General features: G+C 45.1%; 18 protein-coding genes. 16 read left to right on the forward strand and 2 right to left on the reverse strand.

Translation table 11 applies throughout. The features are described 5' to 3' along the window. The first annotated feature begins 86 nt into the window (after positions 1 to 86). The 13 genes from ACN6KS_RS05975 to ACN6KS_RS06035 all read left to right on the forward strand — a co-directional run bounded on the left by ACN6KS_RS05975 (position 87) and on the right by ACN6KS_RS06035 (position 12,666). Entirely contained in the window at positions 87 to 506 is a 420-nt protein-coding gene (locus ACN6KS_RS05975) for a thiol-disulfide oxidoreductase DCC family protein (protein WP_094870678.1), read from the forward strand. 74 nt (positions 507 to 580) lie between these two features. Beyond that, positions 581 to 1,489 carry a copper amine oxidase N-terminal domain-containing protein gene (locus tag ACN6KS_RS05980; RefSeq protein ID WP_440961572.1) on the forward strand — a complete coding sequence of 303 codons (909 nt, stop codon included), beginning with the start codon at positions 581 to 583 and terminating at the stop codon, positions 1,487 to 1,489. Between the two features lie 36 nt (positions 1,490 to 1,525). Continuing rightward, positions 1,526 to 1,960, forward strand: a complete 435-nt coding sequence (locus tag ACN6KS_RS05985; protein ID WP_440961573.1) for a DUF6526 family protein — start codon at positions 1,526 to 1,528, stop codon at positions 1,958 to 1,960. Positions 1,961 to 2,147: 187 nt separating this feature from the next. Beyond that, positions 2,148 to 3,311: a hypothetical protein gene (locus tag ACN6KS_RS05990; RefSeq protein ID WP_341133926.1), complete on the forward strand. Its 1,164-nt coding sequence runs from the start codon at positions 2,148 to 2,150 to the stop codon at positions 3,309 to 3,311. Next, positions 3,304 to 4,545 carry a CpaF family protein gene (locus ACN6KS_RS05995; RefSeq protein WP_440961574.1) on the forward strand — a complete coding sequence of 414 codons (1,242 nt, stop codon included), beginning with the start codon at positions 3,304 to 3,306 and terminating at the stop codon, positions 4,543 to 4,545. The genes ACN6KS_RS05990 and ACN6KS_RS05995 overlap by 8 nt, the downstream gene beginning before the upstream one ends. A gap of 31 nt (positions 4,546 to 4,576) precedes the next feature. Next, positions 4,577 to 5,371: a type II secretion system F family protein gene (locus tag ACN6KS_RS06000; RefSeq protein WP_440962371.1), complete on the forward strand. Its 795-nt coding sequence runs from the start codon at positions 4,577 to 4,579 to the stop codon at positions 5,369 to 5,371. Between the two features lie 10 nt (positions 5,372 to 5,381). Further along, entirely contained in the window at positions 5,382 to 6,257 is an 876-nt protein-coding gene (locus tag ACN6KS_RS06005) for a type II secretion system F family protein (RefSeq protein WP_440962372.1), read from the forward strand. 12 nt (positions 6,258 to 6,269) lie between these two features. Continuing rightward, positions 6,270 to 6,458, forward strand: coding sequence for a Flp1 family type IVb pilin (locus ACN6KS_RS06010; protein WP_094870671.1), 189 nt, complete (start codon positions 6,270 to 6,272; stop codon positions 6,456 to 6,458). Next, a complete protein-coding gene (locus tag ACN6KS_RS06015) occupies positions 6,455 to 7,129 on the forward strand; it encodes a TadE family protein (RefSeq protein ID WP_440961575.1) in 675 nt (224 codons plus the stop codon). Before ACN6KS_RS06010 ends, ACN6KS_RS06015 begins: the two co-directional genes overlap by 4 nt. 60 nt (positions 7,130 to 7,189) lie before the next feature. Beyond that, positions 7,190 to 9,448, forward strand: coding sequence for a hypothetical protein (locus tag ACN6KS_RS06020; protein WP_440961576.1), 2,259 nt, complete (start codon positions 7,190 to 7,192; stop codon positions 9,446 to 9,448). Positions 9,449 to 9,466: 18 nt separating this feature from the next. Continuing rightward, on the forward strand, positions 9,467 to 10,459 hold the full coding sequence (locus ACN6KS_RS06025; protein ID WP_440961577.1) for a TadE/TadG family type IV pilus assembly protein: 993 nt from the start codon (positions 9,467 to 9,469) through the stop codon (positions 10,457 to 10,459). A gap of 23 nt (positions 10,460 to 10,482) precedes the next feature. Beyond that, on the forward strand, positions 10,483 to 10,992 hold the full coding sequence (locus ACN6KS_RS06030) for an A24 family peptidase (protein WP_341133931.1): 510 nt from the start codon (positions 10,483 to 10,485) through the stop codon (positions 10,990 to 10,992). An 18-nt stretch (positions 10,993 to 11,010) separates the two neighbouring features. Further along, on the forward strand, positions 11,011 to 12,666 hold the full coding sequence (locus ACN6KS_RS06035; RefSeq protein ID WP_440961578.1) for a DUF6382 domain-containing protein: 1,656 nt from the start codon (positions 11,011 to 11,013) through the stop codon (positions 12,664 to 12,666). A 28-nt stretch (positions 12,667 to 12,694) separates the two neighbouring features. Here ACN6KS_RS06035 and ACN6KS_RS06040 read toward each other — a convergent pair whose 3' ends face one another. Further along, positions 12,695 to 13,600, reverse strand: coding sequence for a TIGR01777 family oxidoreductase (locus tag ACN6KS_RS06040; RefSeq protein ID WP_440961579.1), 906 nt, complete (start codon positions 13,598 to 13,600; stop codon positions 12,695 to 12,697). A 40-nt stretch (positions 13,601 to 13,640) separates the two neighbouring features. Continuing rightward, positions 13,641 to 14,105 carry a DUF2621 domain-containing protein gene (locus ACN6KS_RS06045; RefSeq protein WP_440961580.1) on the reverse strand — a complete coding sequence of 155 codons (465 nt, stop codon included), beginning with the start codon at positions 14,103 to 14,105 and terminating at the stop codon, positions 13,641 to 13,643. Positions 14,106 to 14,277: 172 nt separating this feature from the next. Between ACN6KS_RS06045 and ACN6KS_RS06050 the strand changes: the two genes are divergently transcribed. The 3 genes from ACN6KS_RS06050 to ACN6KS_RS06060 all read left to right on the forward strand — a co-directional run bounded on the left by ACN6KS_RS06050 (position 14,278) and on the right by ACN6KS_RS06060 (position 17,271). Then, positions 14,278 to 15,387 (forward strand): deoxyribonuclease IV, encoded by a 1,110-nt coding sequence (locus tag ACN6KS_RS06050; protein ID WP_076284067.1) that lies wholly within the window; start codon positions 14,278 to 14,280, stop codon positions 15,385 to 15,387. Between the two features lie 65 nt (positions 15,388 to 15,452). Next, complete coding sequence (purU, locus tag ACN6KS_RS06055) at positions 15,453 to 16,352, forward strand: formyltetrahydrofolate deformylase (protein ID WP_094870663.1); 900 nt, start codon at positions 15,453 to 15,455, stop codon at positions 16,350 to 16,352. A gap of 178 nt (positions 16,353 to 16,530) precedes the next feature. Then, entirely contained in the window at positions 16,531 to 17,271 is a 741-nt protein-coding gene (locus ACN6KS_RS06060) for an SAF domain-containing protein (RefSeq protein ID WP_440961581.1), read from the forward strand. Position 17,272 lies beyond the last annotated feature (1 nt).

The following is a 17,272-nucleotide window of genomic DNA, read 5'->3' on the forward strand; positions in this document are numbered from 1 at the left end:
ACGGTACATGTTGGCGCGGGATTCTATCCCGCGTTTTTGTTTACCCAAAATATGCGATACACTTATCTTTATAGGGAGGGGGAGCTATGAACGAGGAGCTGAACATTATGCAAAATAAATCCATTGTGTTGATCGATGGGGTGTGTCATCTATGCCAAGGTTTGATTCGTTTCATCATCCCGCGTGATCCCAAGGCTAAATTTCTATTCGCGCCTTTACAAAGTGAAATTGCCGCTAAGCTAATGAGTGAGGCTGGACTTCAACCTGGGCAGTTGAACACAGTTGTATTGCTGGAGAACGGTATGTATTATACAGAGTCGGCTGCTGTACTGCGAATTGCACGTAGATTGAGATGGCCTTGGCCTGCTGCGTATATCTTCATTATAGTACCGCGCCCAATACGGAATACCCTTTACCGCTATGTTGCAAGGAATCGTTACCGTTGGTTCGGGCGTGATGAGCAGTGTCTGCTCCCCACACCGGAGATCAAACAAAGATTTTTGTAATCCGCAATTTGGCTAGATGTTATAATGTAACCATAATTTGGTATGGTTAAGGACATGTAGCGAGGGGTGAAGGGATGGCGCGAAAGGTAGGATTTTATCTTTTAATTCTTATGCTAATTTCTTTAGGTACAATGGGGACGATATCCGCAGATTCTAAGCTCAGGGTTATGGTGAATAATTCGAGCCTGAATTACGGTGTACAAATCATTTCCGGACAGACGATGGTTCCGCTGAAGGCTTTTGAGAGCTTCAAGAATACTTCTATTCAGTGGGAAGCCCGTACAAAGCAAGTAACGATCGTTAGAGACTCTATGAAGCTTAAGCTTGCTGTAGGTTCTCGAACGGCGTGGAAGAACTCGGAATCTGTGCAACTGGCAGCACCTGCTAGAATCATGGATGGAAGAGTTACGGTACCGCTGAGATTTATTGCAGAAGCTCTTGGGGCTAGAGTAACGGTAGATGCTGCTACGAAGACTGTCTGGGTTCAGGAACGTGCTAATGCAAAGCTTTTGCAGAATTATACTAGTAACGACTTAGTAGTTTCCCGCATTGCTGCTTTACAATTGCCGGTTGATGAAAGAGAACCGTCTCAATTAACGGGTGATAATGAAGCGTTGTCTATGTCGTATTATTTTCCTGAAGGCAGATCTGATGGATATTTCATAATCTATGGGCATTTTGTATCGTATTATGAGATTAAAGACAACATTAGAACAGTCGTATGGGAAGCCGATTTGGACAATTCGAAAGAGGCTGATAAAAAAGATTTTACCGCGATATTCGGACACCCCATTGCGAAGGAATATGGCAAAGCCCCTGTTTTAGCGCCATCCTATGCCTATTATTATACGAGTGTATGGGGTAGTCAGATTATTTGCGGAATCGTTAATGTGGATGGAACAACTAAAGTATCAGGGAAGTCGCTGAACTGGGAGAGCAACAAGCCCTTTATCGTGGCTATTCCCGGCGAGACGAAGCTTTAAGCGCTCTACAAGTCATATAAAATATGGAGATGAATTATGAATAAAGGGAAGCCCAAGGGATTTATGCGTTTTGATTGGCCTTTTCATTTTGTGATGATGCCGCTTGCGCTAATTTCGTTTGTGTGGTCGACGATTTATGCTGTTCAAGAGATACGTGATGGTGGTGCTTTAACGGTGCCATTGCTGTTATTCGGAATGTCCTTATGCTTACTTTTTGCGATTACAAGAATTCGTATATATGCGACGAAAAATCAGGACCGCGTGGTGAGAGTGGAAGAGCAGTTTCGCTATTTCCGTCTGACAGGCGAAGCTTTGAGCCCAGAGCTTGAAATAGCCCAAATTATAGCGCTACGTTATGCGGGTGATGATGAGTTTCCAGCACTGTGTCACCGGGCGGTGAAGGAGAAGCTCAACCCTGCCGATATTCGGTCTGCCATTAAGTACTGGCGCGAAGATAAGATGAGAGTATAGTATCCAGCTAGTGTGTGAAAAAACTTATTGCTGCCTTCTTATATATATGCTACTATAGCTGTAAATTAAAGGAATAGTAACGGAAGCACCGTTCAATTACCGTATTCACGGTTATTGTCGGTGCTTTTTTTGCTGTCTTTTTTTGAGAAAATAATGGATTTCTTCTTATCGAAAGGAGCGTGGTTTCATGGCGGCAAGGATTGTGCTCGCAGTGCGTGAAAGTCAATATATCGAACCCTTACTGCACTATCTTCATCACAGCGAGTACGGAGAAATGCTGCGTATTACGGCTTTTAGCCGAATGGATGCTTTTATCGAATTTATGAGGGGAGAGGACATCCCGGATGCTGTTGTGGGGGACTCTTCTTTTATTGAGGCTTGGCTAGTAGAGGGGAAAAGCATGGTTCCGTGGGCAGTTTTGAGTGAGGATGGAGGTTATCTCGGTAAGAGTGCTAAGAGTCTGGGAGGAGGAGTGATGATTGCCAAATATCAGGCGCTTCCTTCCCTTCTAGGAGCATTTCTCCAGTTATGTGAAGTTCAAAGAGGTAGAGGAGCTTCTGTACTAGATGAAACGCTGTTGCTGGGGGTTGTCTCTTCTAGCGGCAACATGGGCAAAACGACGATTGCATTGAATATGGCTAAGCAGCTTGGTGAAATGGGCCTTTCGGTGTTTTATTTGAACCTTGAGAGTGTTGACAGCAGTGGGTTTTTTCTCAGAATTCCTGCAGGTCATACGCCTGGACTAGAGCGACTGCTATATGAAATAAAGGCCCATCGAGATAAGGATGAAGCGGATACGATCGAATTAGGACAATACTTCATTAGATATGATCACCTCCGAACTGCTTCTTTCAGGCCAGTTATTAATGTGAAGGAAATGCTGCAGATGACTTTGCAAGATACGCTGGATTTATTAGAGCGGCTGGTTGCCGAGAGAAACTTTGATGTTGTTATTGTGGACACCGGAAGCATCGAGGAAGAGCGTGCGAAAGCTGTGCTACAGCGGAGTGGGATTTTACTTTGGGTCCTGAAAAATGATGATGTAAGCATGTATAAGGCTATGAGATGGCTGTCGCATTGCACTGCTCCTAACTCTGGAATGTCCCCCCATGTGATGGACAAGAGTAAATTTGTAGTGAATTTTGCAGTAGATCGCTTGGAAGAGTGGGTGCCTCCAGAGGGAATTACCATTGAAGGCATATGCCCTTTTATCCCGTCATGGACACTGCAACACCGTGAGGAGCTTTTTTTGAACTCTCCGCAATTTCAGCGAGAAATTTTGCAGTTATGCAAACGGATTGTAGAGCCAGCGCTCCCACTAGTGTTTACCGGGAAGAACCTGCATGAATGAAGAGATGTTCAGGGCGCTGCGTAGTGAGATTCGTGCAGGACTTGATGTAACATCTGCAGTAGAGAACCGTGAACTTACCGGGTTTATCGAACGCACGATTCTAGAAAGTGAAAGACTCCGTTACTTAACAGCGCAGGAGAAGCATGAGCTAGTGAAGAGATTGTTTGATTCTTTCCGGGGATTGGATGTGCTTCAGCCATTAGTGGACAACCCGGCGATCACGGAGATTATGATCAACAGTCATACTGAGATTTTTGTGGAAGAGGAGGGTCAGATTCGTCGTCTTCCTTTGGAATTTGAGTCCGGCAGCAGGCTGGAAGACATTATCCAAACGGTAGTATCCGGTGTTAACAGGGTAGTAAATGACTCCTCTCCTATCGTTGATGCCCGGTTGAAGGATGGATCTCGCGTGAATATTGTTCTTCCGCCAGTCTCGCTGAAAGGACCCGCGATGACCATACGTAAATTCCCGGAGAAGCCGATGACGATGAATGAATTGGTGAGCCGTGAAGCTTTAAGCCTGGAAGCAGCAGAGCTACTGCAAATCTTAGTAGCTGCTAAATACAACATTTTTATAAGCGGGGGAACCGGCTCGGGGAAGACCACCTTTCTAAATGCATTATCTCAGTTTATCCCATCACAGGAGAGGGTCATCACAATAGAAGATTCTGCTGAGCTACAGATTGTAACGGTGCCAAATCTTGTATCCCTGGAGACTAGGAATGCGAATACAGAAGGTAGAGGGGAGATTTCCATTCGAGATTTGATTCGTTCTTCACTGCGGATGAGACCCAATCGAATTGTTGTGGGTGAGGTGCGTGGAGCGGAATGTCTTGATATGCTACAGGCGATGAACACTGGGCACGATGGCTCGTTATCAACGGGTCACTCCAACAGTGCGCACGATATGGTCAGTCGATTGGAGACGATGGTGTTAAGTGCAGCGGATCTGCCGGTAACGGTTGTTCGTCAGCAGATTTCATCGGCGATTGATATTTTCGTACATTTATCCAGGCTCCGTGATCGTTCTAGGCGAGTGATGGAGATTAGTGAGGTTGCAGGCCTGAAAGATGGAGAAGTGGTCTTAAACCCTCTATATGAATTTCAAGAATCCGGTGAGCGAGAGGGACGGGTACAAGGGGGTCTAGTTTCCTCTGGAAACCTGCTTATGCATACAGCAAAGCTTAGAATGGCTGGTGTAACCTCCTACCCGTTATCTCCGGCTGGATTTTAAATTCTAAAGGGGGGAAGAAGTAGTGCTTAAGATTAAGTATGCTGCTGAAAAATCTAAGGAAGCTGATGCCAGAGACCATTCATTATTGCCGAATTATACGGTATACGAATTGACCTTGGTACAGAAAACTCTGGCTATTGCAGTAGGTGGTATGCTGCTGTTTGGAGTGGGTTATCTTTTTTATCATCATTGGATACTATCGTTACTACTTATGCCTGGTGGGCTGTATGCACCTCGTATGCTGCGTAATTATTTGCTGAAAAGACGCCGGAGTATGCTTAATTTACAGTTTAAACAGACGTTGTTTTCATTGTCTTCCTCACTCTCAGCAGGGCGATCGGTCGAGAATGCTTTCCGGGAAGCGGTCCAGGACTTACGTATGCTGGACCCGGAGGGGGGCGGCGATATGATCTCGGAGCTAAATATTATCTGTACGCGCATGGAATACGGTCAGCCAGTGGAGGAAGCGCTTCGGGATTTCAGTGCAAGAGCAGGAATGGAAGATATTGAGCGGTTCGCTGACGTGTTCACTGTATGTAAACGTACAGGCGGCGATCTGGTAGAAGTAGTGCGCCGTACGTCTACGATTATTGGGGAGAAGCTGGATATTCAGCAAGATATTGCTGTAAGCATTTCACAGAAGAAATTCGAAGCGAAAGCGCTGTTAATATCTCCACTAATCATGGTGATCTTTATGAGTTTGACTGCAGCAGACTATATGGAGCCCATGTACACAGGAGCGGGTATAGCTATATCGACGCTTGCATTAGTAGCTTTGTTTTTATGTTATCTCTGGACTACTAAAATAATGGACATTCCGCTGTGAAGGGGAAGTAATCATGCGATGGCTATGTGCAGTAGTCACTATATTTTTACTTGTTATCTGGGCTCTGTTACGAATTAAATGCGGAAAAAGATATGACGGATTAAGAGAACTTCCTATGGATGGACTACGACTTCGGAAGCTGGGTGAACCGCTGCTGCTGCTCATTGAGAAAAGCGGCATTGTCAGTCGTTTTCCATCATTGATGTTCAGGATTCAACGTTCCCTGCAGCGAAGTTATGGGATGCGTTACAGTGCAGAACGAACCCTGCTGTTCATGGGTGAGATGCTTAGCTACAGTTGGTTGTTGCTTGTGGGTGGAAGTTTGATCACAGGGTTTAGCGGCGATCAGACAGGTCTGATTCTAGGTATTTTCTTGGCGGTAGCTCTACCAGCTGCTATGGTGAGTGATTTGCATAAAAAGGTGAGGGTGAGAGAGCAAAATATTATGCTCGAGCTACCAGAACTTCTGAACAGCATTGTATTGCTGGTAGGAGCAGGTGAGACCATACAACGGGCGATTATCCGCTGTGTGGAGAGCCGCCGAGGTGATGTTAATCACCCATTATACAAGGAGCTTAGGATCATGACCAGTGAATGGGAAGGAGGGTATTCATTTCAGCAGGCATTCGAGAATTTTAGCAAGAGATGTGCAGTGCAGGAAGTATCGTTGTTCACGACGACGGTTCTTTTGAATTACCGCAGAGGTGGAGCGGATTTTGTGTTATCGCTACGCGATCTCTCGCGGATGCTGTGGGATAAACGTAAAGCTATCAGCCGAACGCGAGGGGAGCAAGCTTCCTCTAAACTAGTCTTTCCGATGGTAGTTATTTTTTTAATAGTAATTGTACTGGTGGGAACACCAGCATTCATGATGTTAAAAATGTAGGAGGGTGAACTAATGATGACGACAATGTCGGGTAGTGTGAAGAATTTCTGGAAGGACGAGGAAGGCCTGGGGACACTGGAAATGATTCTGATTATTGCAGTACTGATTGCGGTCGTTCTTTTGTTTAAGGACAAAATTCAGGAGGTAGTAGAGGCTTTGATTAAAACTGCAGGAGAAAAGAGCCAGGAAGTATTTGAGTGAATAAGCTTAAGGACGATCGAGGCAGCTTTACTATTGAAGCTTCAATTCTACTACCTATGGTCATGTGTATTACAATGCTTCTTCTGTTCTTTTGTTTGTATAGCTACCAAAAGTCCATGCTGCTGCAAGTAGCCTCAGGGGCTGCTGAGCGTGCGGCTTACAATTGGGACAACAGCCATAAAGAGGTTTCTGGCTCCTATGCTGCTGGTGAGTATGACTCCCTTTATTGGAGAATTGGAGATGATGCGTTGCTGGCCTCATTATTCGGCGGAGAAGCTGGGAAAGGTGGCGCGACAATACAGCTACCTGGTGAAGTGTCAGATGAGAGTGATCTACCAGATCTTAAACTCAGACATTCGTCCTCTATGATTCCGAATAATATGCCGGGAAATATGAACTACGAATACACGCTTACGGGGCGGAAAGTAAGCGGTGAATTAAATCGTCTGCTGCACTTACCTGTACTTGATGAAGTTTTGTCTGATGAGGCAAAGCCAACTGTAAGAACTCAATCTATCATCGCTGAGCCTGTTGAGTTTATCCGTACGATAGACCTGATGCGTTACTTCGGGGCTAAGTTCAAGGGTGGCTCAGAGGGTACTAGTGGGTCTGGAGTCCACATGGAGAAGAAGGATGCATCCGCGATGATGACCAAGCTTCAGGATAAGTGAATATTTCCTTGCTAATGGATCTTGTATCTATTGAAGGTAGGGATAAGGAGGGAGGTTTTGATGAGGAGTATCTTTAGTAGTTGCCTTGTTAGCGGTAAGAGTCGAAAGAAACAAAGGCAGGGTAAGGGCAAAACGGAAGGTTCAGTATCCATTTTTTTAATTATGGTACTGGCTTTCGTCTTTCTGTTTACCGCTGTGCTGATTGACTATGCGCGGATTGCGGCCTTCAATGTTCAGGAGGAACGTTTAGCGAGGGCTAGCGTTCGCTCTGTAATGTCATCTTACGATGTTGAGCTACGAGAAAAGTATGGTTTATTCGCCTTTGGAGAGAGTGACGGGGATATGCTGCTGTCTCAGGTACTCAATGATAATATGCATAAAAGTGGTAGGAGTGACGTGTTCAATCTGGTACCCTTCGTGTTGGAAACGTCATCTTTGAAATGGAGCAGGCCGCTGGGTAGCTATGATGTTGTGAGTCGACAAATACTGGAGGAAATGAAGTATAAGGCTCCTGTGGATTTTGCTTTGGAATTGGCAGGTAAATTCAAGCCGATGTCAGGTGTAATGGCAGAGGCCTCACGGGTTACTGAATTACTCAGTAAGCTACAGCCGTTATATGACGAGCGGGAAGAGGCTTTGGATCTTATGTTAGAACGGAGAAGCCAGGCTGCGGAGAGTGGGAGAAGGTTGCTTCAATCGATTATGGATCCGCTTGCAGAGTCCATTTCTGCCAGTTCACTCGGAAGTATACAATCGGCGGCGGATATTCCCGCACAGTATAGTGACTATCTTGGGAAATATTACGATGATCTTTATCGTGATAGTAAAAAGCCTGCAAAGTACACTTATCAATTGTCTCTCTATCGGAGTCGAACTACTGAGATGTTATCGCGGTTTCCTGGCTTATTAACAGCTTTTCGAGAAGATCATGAAAGATCAATGGAGGGAGCGAATGAAGCGATAAAGAAGGCAGAGCAATTGAATGACGAGATGAGAAATATATTGGAACAGTCGCGAATGGAGGGGGTGAATCTATCAAATGATCCTGCTAATGACTGGGATATTCCGGGAAGCTCAGGAGAGATAAGCTCAGACCCGCTTAAAAAGCTGCGTGAGCAGGAAGATGCACTGATTCTCTCCTCAACGGATCTAAGTCAGATGGAGAATAGTATATCCACGCAGCAAAGTGCTTACGGTGCCATCGAACCGATTGTGACAGGAATGTCGGGTGTGCTGTATGAAGCTTTGAGTGAATATGGTGACTCCTATCAAATGATCTCTTCTGTTCTAGAAGCTTCACGCGTAGTGAATAACTATCTGCAGAATTACGGTAAGAAGGGAAGTATTATCGTTAGTGATTTGGCTGTAATCGAACAGCACCGTAGCTCAGATAAAGAGCGAAAGCAATTGGAGAGAGAAGCAAAATCTAAGCTGGGTGAAGCGAAAGCATTGCTTGATAAGATTCGAATGATGGGTAACGGAGTGACAGATTCTCTGACAAGCTATCAAACACTTCGTCAATATTACGAGGAGAATATCGCTTTTAATAAGGAATTAGTATCCGATTCACTTGTTAAATCTGAAGTAAGCACTAACCCGTATACTGCTGGGAGTTCGGCAATGGAGGATATGGACGGAATCTATGCAGCGATGGGTGGCATTATGGGAGGAGCTAGAGATAGACTTTTCCAAACAGAGTATTCTGCGTTCTATTTTCAACATTTTGACGTTTCCAAGCTAGCCACTCTAGCAAAAGGTTCTGAGGGTACAACCGAACTTACAGACCAGCTTAATCCTCAAGCGCAAGAGCTGGAATACATTCTTTATGGATTTCATAATCCTGCTGGAAATGTAGCCGCAGCGTATGCTGAAATATTTGCCATGAGGCTGTCTATTCGAACGATGGAAGGTTTTATTGAGAAGGCAAGTTTAGGAAACCCGTTGGCCGTTCTGGCCGCAGCACTGTTGTATGGCATCCAGCAAGCTATTCAGGACATGTTGTTACTCTGTGAGAAAAATTCCATAACACTGTCTAAATACTTACCAGCCCAGCTGACTTATCGCGATCATTTGCGTCTGTTCATGATGCTGCATGGAGGCGGAAATGTTCAGTTATCTCGAATGCTGGCTCTAATCCGATTGAACACAGGAATAAATCCAGATGAAAGAAGTACGTATGTCTCTTCGAATATTAAGCTTGGGATGCGGCTATGGTTTCTGCCGGGTGTTGTGAAGCTGTTGGATTATAGCGCTGGGTATTCTGGAGAAGTGCAAGGCAGTACATATATGAGAACAGTACAGGCTGATTTTTCATACTAGCAGGAGGTTGGTAAGGATATGGGGGACAGGTACCGGATTAGGGGGAAGACGAAGGAAGAAGGCAGTATGGTAGTAGAAGCGGCGATGGTTCTCCCGATCTTCCTACTGTTTGTTTTGTTCCTAATTTCTATCGTACAGATGACCTTGTATTCGACAGCCTTACAAAGCACAGCATCCGATACTGTGAAATCTATTTCAACGCATATGTACCCGGCAGCTTTGGCGGTGCAGCAATGGGGAGCAACAAGCGAAGCTGGTGCTGATCCAGTGAAGGGTGGTACGGATCTACCCGCTGGCAATCAAGCTGAATCGAATTGGACGATCCCTCGCTTGTCACTTACAGATTGGGGCAGTAGTTATGCAATGTCATTACCTAAGCCGCTGAATGAGTGGGTCATGTCAGCTTTAGAGAAGGGCGAGGGACCTCTGCAGAAGCTACAGGCTGAGACCTCTGAAAGTGTACTGGATATAGCGATTAAACCCCTATTAAAGCCGTATCTGTCATCAGACTTGTTGGATTATGATCGAATTCATGTATCTAACATTATCGTGCCTGAGTTAAAGAAGGGTACCCGACCTTACTTTGGAATGGTTGTTAGCTATGAGCTGCCGATGAAGGTGCCCTTTCTAAACCAACGCATTGTACTTGAGGCAAGTGCTGTTGAACGTCTTTGGATCGGGGATACAGGAGAGGGTACAAATAAGGGCAATGACGGCACTGGTCAACCAGAGGATTTTATTAAGATTTTGGAGAAGCCGAATCCAGCTGTAGCCAATAAGCAAGGCAAAGTTCGTGCTAAAATTCCGCCGAATGCTTCCGCTAGCTTATCCGTTTTTTATAAAAGCGGGGGAAGTACTGCTAGATATTTAGGCTGGAAACAAGCGGATGCGGACGGATATATCGAGTGGGAGTGGAAAATAGGTGTGAATACCACACCGGGCTCGTGGCCATTTGTAATTCAGCTCGATGACGGTAGATCTATTGAGGTGATGTTCACAGTAGTGAAATGAATGAAGGGGAAGGAGGGTAATCCATGGCGGAGTGGGCCTTCTGGGGATGTCTGCCGTTTCTGGCAGCTGCATTTATTACGGATATAAAGTCGATGAGAATACCAAACTGGATCACTGTCTCAGGATTGCTTGCGGGTCTGCTGGCTCAAGCGCTGATGAACGGCTGGGATGGACTGCTGAAGGCTGGTGTGGGTGCCGCTGCAGGATTTACAATACTTCTAATCTTGCATTTTATAGGGGCGGTTGGTGCGGGGGATGTTAAGCTTTTTGCCGGGATTGGAGCGTGGACAGGTATGCTATTTACATTGCAGGTCGTGATGTACTCCGTACTGTTTGGTGCTTTGATAGGCTGGCTAATTGTCTTAAAGAGACGGGAGACAGGCAGGCGTACGCGTAAGATCTTTAACATAATTTCCGGATTTATATTATTGAAGAGTTCATTCCTATTACGAAATAAAGATAATGAGCTGTTGAAGTTTCCCTTCATGCTGGCTGTAGTCCCTGGTACCATTTGCGCTTATCTTTATTTTTAAAATAGGAGGTGGTAATGCTTGTTGTACGGATTATCCCGTGACTTTATGCAGCAGGACGGTATATATATGATGCTTGGCGAACCAGAAGGGATGCCGGTGGGGAAGCTTAATATGGTTCAAGCTCGTATGCTGATGAACACTGAAATCCCTCATCATTTAAGGTTGTTACTTAGGGAAATTGATTTAAAGGTTACGATGGAATATGCTGTTCTGCGTAAAAAAATGCTCAGTCATTTACTCAAAAGTGAGAAGCTGAGCATGGCCTCATTTTTTGGATTACTTCTGCAAATTGCGCAAGGGATGGAAGATGGCAGGTTATATATGCTTCGGGCGGATCAGTATGCTTTGCATGAAGATTACATTTTTATTGAAGGATCATTGCAGAGTGGTAAGGTATATCTCACCTATATCCCTGTGCAGGGGAATGAGCCTGCTTCTAGGCTGGGACATTCCCTCAAGTCCCTGATCATGGTGATGATGGCATCTATCACAGAGCTTACTGGCAGTGGTGTTCAAAGAGTACTGCAATACTGTGGGGAAGAAGATTTTACACCAGCCGGCTTAAAGAATCTTCTCTCAGAGCTGTTGACAGAGGGCGACTCTAGTAGAGGACAATTCAGTAGTAACGCAGAAATGGCATACACATCACCTAAGATGACAGAAGTACGTCCGGCAGAGCCTGAAAGACGAATGCAAGAGAGAGTAAGGGAACTGTTTGTGAATGAGGTAGCTGCTCCCCAGAAAAAAATGAATGAGCGGAACGAGGAAAAGGGTCTGCTTACTCAGCAGAACTCAGCTCCGTGGTTAAACAGCTATTCCAGTCCGAATCTTAGGGGGAAAGTAGAGGAGAGGTCTCTTCGGTCTACAGAAGATAACAGGTTGACGAATTCACAACCCTCAAGCTCAAGAACCTATGTTATTCTAGGGTGCTTATTGGGTGATGCATTATTATGGAAATTCCTATATCTAAATAACCAAAAACCTTTATGGCTAGCCGTGTGTGGGATCGCAACGATTGTCTTGGCTACTTTTAGCTGGATGGTATGGAGCGAAAGGATAAGGTTTGGAAGTGACGAAGAAAAGGAACATAAGAGTGAGGATTCTGAAGATACAAACCGGAGTCCGAATCGAAGAGAACTGGAGTGGAATTTTGGTAGGAATCCTGTGACCACTGTGCGTCCAGCAGCGTCAATTCCAAAGGGTGATCAGCATCCATCCGACCCTTTTTCTGACATTCCGTCAGTACGATCTGAATCAAGGAAAGAGGAGGAGAGTTTCGTAATACCACCAGGTCCAATAGCCCCAACAGCTTTATTATCACGGGAGGAAACACCTGAGCAAGGCAAACGAAATGAGAAGCTGGCTCGAAATGTTCCTTATCTTAAAAGAAGCGATGAGGAAGAGGCAGAGTCGGAAACCATTGCGTTAAACCGACCTAGCTTTATCATTGGCCGATCGGTGGAAGTAGCTCAGTATGTAGAAAAATCGGAAGGAGCTTCAAGAGTACATGCGGAGATATCTAGAAGCCCAAGCGGATACGTACTAAAGGATCTCGACTCCAGAAACGGAACGTTTTTTCAAGGGGAAGCCATGATCCCTTACAAAGAGTACCCGCTGTCAGAGGGGACCGTATTTAAGATTGTAAAAGGAAGTTACACATTCCACATGGAATGAAGAGCGCAAGCAAAGAGTGTTGATTCTGCTATATTTGGCTTTTCAAATTTTCTAAAGCGGTTTGAAGTGTAGGGAAGGTAAAGTTAAAGCCCTGCTCTAATGCCGCCGAAGGAAGGACGCGTTGTCCTTTGAGCAAGATCTCAGACAATTCACCTACTGCTGTTTTTAACAGCATGGCAGGCAGTGGCAACCAATGCGGCCGGTTGTATACTTTGCCAATCATTCTACCGAACTCTTCGTTCGTAACCGGCTGTGGAGCAGTCGCATTAACAGGTCCGGAGATGGTGGGATTTTGAATGCAAAAATCGATTAGACGAACGATATCGGTCAGGTGAATCCAGGAGACCCACTGGTTTCCCGCTCCGATGTTACCACCAAATCCTAGTAAATAGGGAAGCTTCATCTTGGGGAATGCTCCGTTTCGGTTACCAAGAACAACCCCAGTTCGCAACTTGATCATACGGATATTCTTGTATGCTTCATCAGAAGCTTCTTCCCATGTCTTAACCACGTCAGAAGGGAAGTCCATGACATGGGCTGGTGATGATTCATTAAAGGTATCTTGCAAAGAGGTTCCGTAAATAGCCACAGCTGATGCCTGAATGACTACAGGAGGTTTGTGTTTCAAACGGGCGAGTAGCTTAGCTGCAGCGGAAACGGCCCAAAGACGGGATTGCATAATTGCTGTTTTGCCGCTCTGACTCCAACGTTGGCTGAGAGAAGCTCCAGCAAGATTGATCAAAGCATCCGCATTTTCGACGGGTGTTGAATCAGCGTGTAGGCTGTCCCATGTGTGGTAACTCAGCTTAGGATGAATTGGCGCAGCTTTAGGTAGATTGCGACCGACGATTGCAATTTCATTTCCTGCCTGTAGCCAGTATTTTGTTAGTTCACTGCCAATGAAACCGGTGCCGCCACATATTACATATTTCATAAGGTTGGCCTCCGTTCTGAATGCAACATCAGATTATCAATCACTTGAACAAATGCTGATAAGCAGTGTAGTCGATTTTATTCTTTTCAAGAAAATTGACGAGGAAACGATTGTCACGCCGTGGTGTGGCGACTATGTAACCTTTAATGCAGTGATCACGAGTAACCTCTTTCGCATTACATTCCACAGCGATCTTACCGATCTCGGCAGCAATGGAATGTTTGGCGATATCGCGAAAAGGGCTAGGCACAGGCTGAACAAGCTGGTCTAAGAAAGCTTTTGATTCATCACTCCAGAGTGAACGACTGCGTTCTACCCAGTAATTTTGCCAGTCCAGCTTTGATTTTCCATCGGCTTTCGGCAATACCTTTAGGAATTTCCGGAACATAAAAAAACCGCCGATACACATGGAGCCCAGCAGCATAAATGTCCAGAAAGCGATAGAGTTCATGAACCAATTGCTCGGTGTTGCGGATAATAAACCAAGTCCTGATTGGATAGACATGCATACACCACCTTTTGGCAATGAGTATTCTCACATAATTTAATCTCATATTAAAGTATAGCTTATTTCCAAAGTTTTGCGAAGCAGAACCCAGCATATTGACCTTGTCTAGATTTATTTTTCTGATCACGGTAGAATAGGGGGTAATTCGTGAAGGAAAGAGGGAAGAAGTATGCTGAAAATAGGTTCACACGTGTCTTGCTCGGACAAGGGTCTTTTGACCGCAGCAAATGAAGCAAATGAGTATGGTTCCAGCTCATTTATGATATATACAGGAGCGCCACAGAACACGCGCCGCAAGCCGATTGATGCCATGTATCCGGTTGAAGGAAAGCAAGCAATGAAAGAAAACGGTGTGGAGGAAATTGTCGTCCACGCACCTTATATTATTAATCTCGCTTCCTATAAAGAGAACACGTATCAGTTGGCTGTTGATTTCTTACAAGAGGAAATCCGCCGTACGCATGCGCTTGAGGTCAAGCATATCGTATTACATCCAGGTGCATTCACTGATAAGGATGCAGAATACGGTATTCAGCGGATTGCAGATGGACTTAACGAGGTTCTTGGAGGAACCAATGAAACGGAAGTTCATATCGCCCTAGAAACTATGGCTGGTAAGGGAACAGAAATCGGGCGCAGCTTCGAGGAGATAGCTTCTATTATTGATAAGGTTGAACATAACGAGCGTTTATCCGTATGTCTTGATACTTGTCACATTCATGATGCCGGCTATGATATCGTTAATGATTTGGATGGCGTTCTTAACAAGTTTGATGAGATTATCGGCTTGAATCGTCTTGGGGTTATCCATATCAATGACAGCAAAAATCCATGTGGAGCAGGTAAAGACCGTCACACTCCAATTGGTTCGGGTTGGATCGGTTTTGATACGATTAACAAAATCGTCCATCATGAGAAATTGACAGGTCTGCCATTCATTCTTGAGACGCCATGGGTTGGTAAAGATGCGAAGAAACAGCGTCCGATGTATGAGGTTGAGATTGCTTTGCTCCGTGGTAACGTAGCGGAACGATTTGGACCGGAGTTTATAGAGGATGTTGAAAAACTGCGTGAGTTTTTTGCGAATAAGGAGATCGACTCCCGTCAATTTGTGCTTAATGTCTGGGAGATGCTGAAGAACGATGCCAAGGCTAAAAAAGCTGATCCACGTGAACCACTGGAACGTCTATATGATGAAGTCATCGCTGCCGAGCTATTCCCGCAGTTGAGCGAAGAAGCCATTAATCATCGCTTGATTGCATGGTTAGCAGGCAAGTAAGTGCTCGTTCATGCATAAGTTAGACTTCAGATTGCACATGTAGATGAGAGGATGGGATGAGGATCATGGAATTACACGTAAAAAGAAACAATTCGTCAGGTGTTGAGTCTTATTCCAACCGCGCGCGTATGCTCATTTCTTGTCCTGACGGACCAGGAATCGTGGCGGCTGTATCACACTTTCTGTATCAGCATGGCGCGAATATTGTGCAATCGGATCAGTACACAATGGATCCAGATGGCGGAATGTTCTTCATGAGAGTTGAGTTTGACCTTCCCGAATTAGGAGATCGTCTGGAAGAGATACGTTCTTTGTTCGGCGGGGTGGCTGAACGTTTCAAGATGAACTGGAAAATTTTCAATGTTCGTCATAAGAAAAGATTAGCCATTTTTGTCTCTAAAGAAGACCATTGTCTTGTGGAGCTGCTCTGGCAGTGGCAAGCTGGTGATCTAGAAGCCGACATCGCTCTCGTCGTGAGCAACCATTTGGATATGAAATCGTATGTCGAGTCCTTCGGCATTCCTTTTCACCATATTCCAGTTACAGCTGATACTAAGGCTGAGGCGGAAGTACGTCAGCTTGAGGTCATCGGAGACGACATTGATGTTATAATTCTGGCTCGGTATATGCAGATTATCTCGCCGTCGTTTATTGAACACTATCGCCACCAAATTATTAATATTCATCACTCCTTCCTGCCAGCCTTTATTGGCGGCAATCCTTACGCTCAAGCGTACCAACGCGGGGTGAAGATTATCGGAGCAACTGCTCACTATGTTACAGAAGAGCTTGATGGTGGCCCAATTATTGAACAGGATGTACAGCGGGTTAGTCACGGTGATGATGTCATCGAGCTGAAGCGGATTGGACGCACCATTGAGCGGGTTGTTCTGGCTCGTGCGGTGAAGTGGCATATCGAAGACCGGATCCTCGTCCATCAAAATAAGACCGTAGTGTTTAAATAAAAGGTTATTTTCTGGTGAGAGCCTATGGTATGAACCTGAGCGCTTTTATCGGAACCCTATAATCTAATAGCTCTTTAAATCTCTACAGGTAAAAAAGCATTTTACCAGCAGCTTGGCTATTTACGCCAAGTTGCTTTTTGTCGTTTTTCAAAACTGTGCTTTTGAGGAGGCGGAAGGCTTGGCTTTACAGCGTAGGCAACTGTTGAAACGCAATTATTTCTTCGCAAGTCTCATTTTGATTACTGGAGTCGGCGGATTATTAGGCTATGATCTCTACTTCAAGCCCTACGTACTATCCCGAACTGTGGTCAAAATCAAGGTGGAAAGCGGGGAGCTTCTTCCAAAAAACTATGAGCTGAAAGCAAGTGATTTATATCTGGATTCTGTTCAGACCAAGGATATACCTTCGGGTGTAATTACAGAAATCGCACAAGTGGAGCACAAAATTACGAATGTAAATCTGACCAATGGAAGTATTTTGACGGCATCCTTAGTGGATGTTAGTGATTTAGAACCCCTAAAGGATGAAGGGATTTTTCCTATACCGAAGGAGGCTATCTATGCCATCAATGGTTCAATGCGCAGCCGGGATAAGGTAGATATTTATCTTGTTGATGGAGACCGAGAAAGGCGGAGTGAATCGCTTAGCCCAGACAAGAAGGAAGAGGAAGAACTGATCGTGCAGAGCCCAATTAGTGAACCTGCAAAGGAGGTGTTTATATCGGGAGTCACCGTGAATTATGTGCGAACAGAAGACAATAATGATGTGCTGGATTCAGAAAAGGGAAACAACAATAATCGTTTTACTTCGACTGGCAAGGTGGCGACACCAGAATTGAAGCTGAAGAAAAGTGATGGCGAGCGGCTTGGACAATTTTTGGAGCAGGGAAAGAAGCTGTGGATCGTACGGGTCGAGTAGG

This window comes from Paenibacillus nitricinens (assembly GCF_052056485.1).
Classification (GTDB): Bacteria; Bacillota; Bacilli; order Paenibacillales; family Paenibacillaceae; genus Paenibacillus_AQ; species Paenibacillus_AQ nitricinens.

Bases quoted from the DNA above. Each gene is read 5' to 3' on its own strand.
- ACN6KS_RS05975 (WP_094870678.1), top strand. From the start codon at position 87: ATGAACGAGGAGCTGAACATTATGCAAAATAAATCCATTGTGTTGATC.
- ACN6KS_RS05980 (WP_440961572.1), top strand. From the start codon at position 581: ATGGCGCGAAAGGTAGGATTTTATCTTTTAATTCTTATGCTAATTTCT.
- ACN6KS_RS05985 (WP_440961573.1), top strand. From the start codon at position 1,526: ATGAATAAAGGGAAGCCCAAGGGATTTATGCGTTTTGATTGGCCTTTT.
- ACN6KS_RS05990 (WP_341133926.1), top strand. From the start codon at position 2,148: ATGGCGGCAAGGATTGTGCTCGCAGTGCGTGAAAGTCAATATATCGAA.
- ACN6KS_RS05995 (WP_440961574.1), top strand. From the start codon at position 3,304: ATGAATGAAGAGATGTTCAGGGCGCTGCGTAGTGAGATTCGTGCAGGA.
- ACN6KS_RS06010 (WP_094870671.1), top strand. From the start codon at position 6,270: ATGATGACGACAATGTCGGGTAGTGTGAAGAATTTCTGGAAGGACGAG.
- ACN6KS_RS06020 (WP_440961576.1), top strand. From the start codon at position 7,190: ATGAGGAGTATCTTTAGTAGTTGCCTTGTTAGCGGTAAGAGTCGAAAG.
- ACN6KS_RS06025 (WP_440961577.1), top strand. From the start codon at position 9,467: ATGGGGGACAGGTACCGGATTAGGGGGAAGACGAAGGAAGAAGGCAGT.
- ACN6KS_RS06030 (WP_341133931.1), top strand. From the start codon at position 10,483: ATGGCGGAGTGGGCCTTCTGGGGATGTCTGCCGTTTCTGGCAGCTGCA.
- ACN6KS_RS06040 (WP_440961579.1), bottom strand. From the start codon at position 13,600: ATGAAATATGTAATATGTGGCGGCACCGGTTTCATTGGCAGTGAACTA.
- ACN6KS_RS06045 (WP_440961580.1), bottom strand. From the start codon at position 14,105: ATGTCTATCCAATCAGGACTTGGTTTATTATCCGCAACACCGAGCAAT.
- ACN6KS_RS06050 (WP_076284067.1), top strand. From the start codon at position 14,278: ATGCTGAAAATAGGTTCACACGTGTCTTGCTCGGACAAGGGTCTTTTG.
- purU (WP_094870663.1), top strand. From the start codon at position 15,453: ATGGAATTACACGTAAAAAGAAACAATTCGTCAGGTGTTGAGTCTTAT.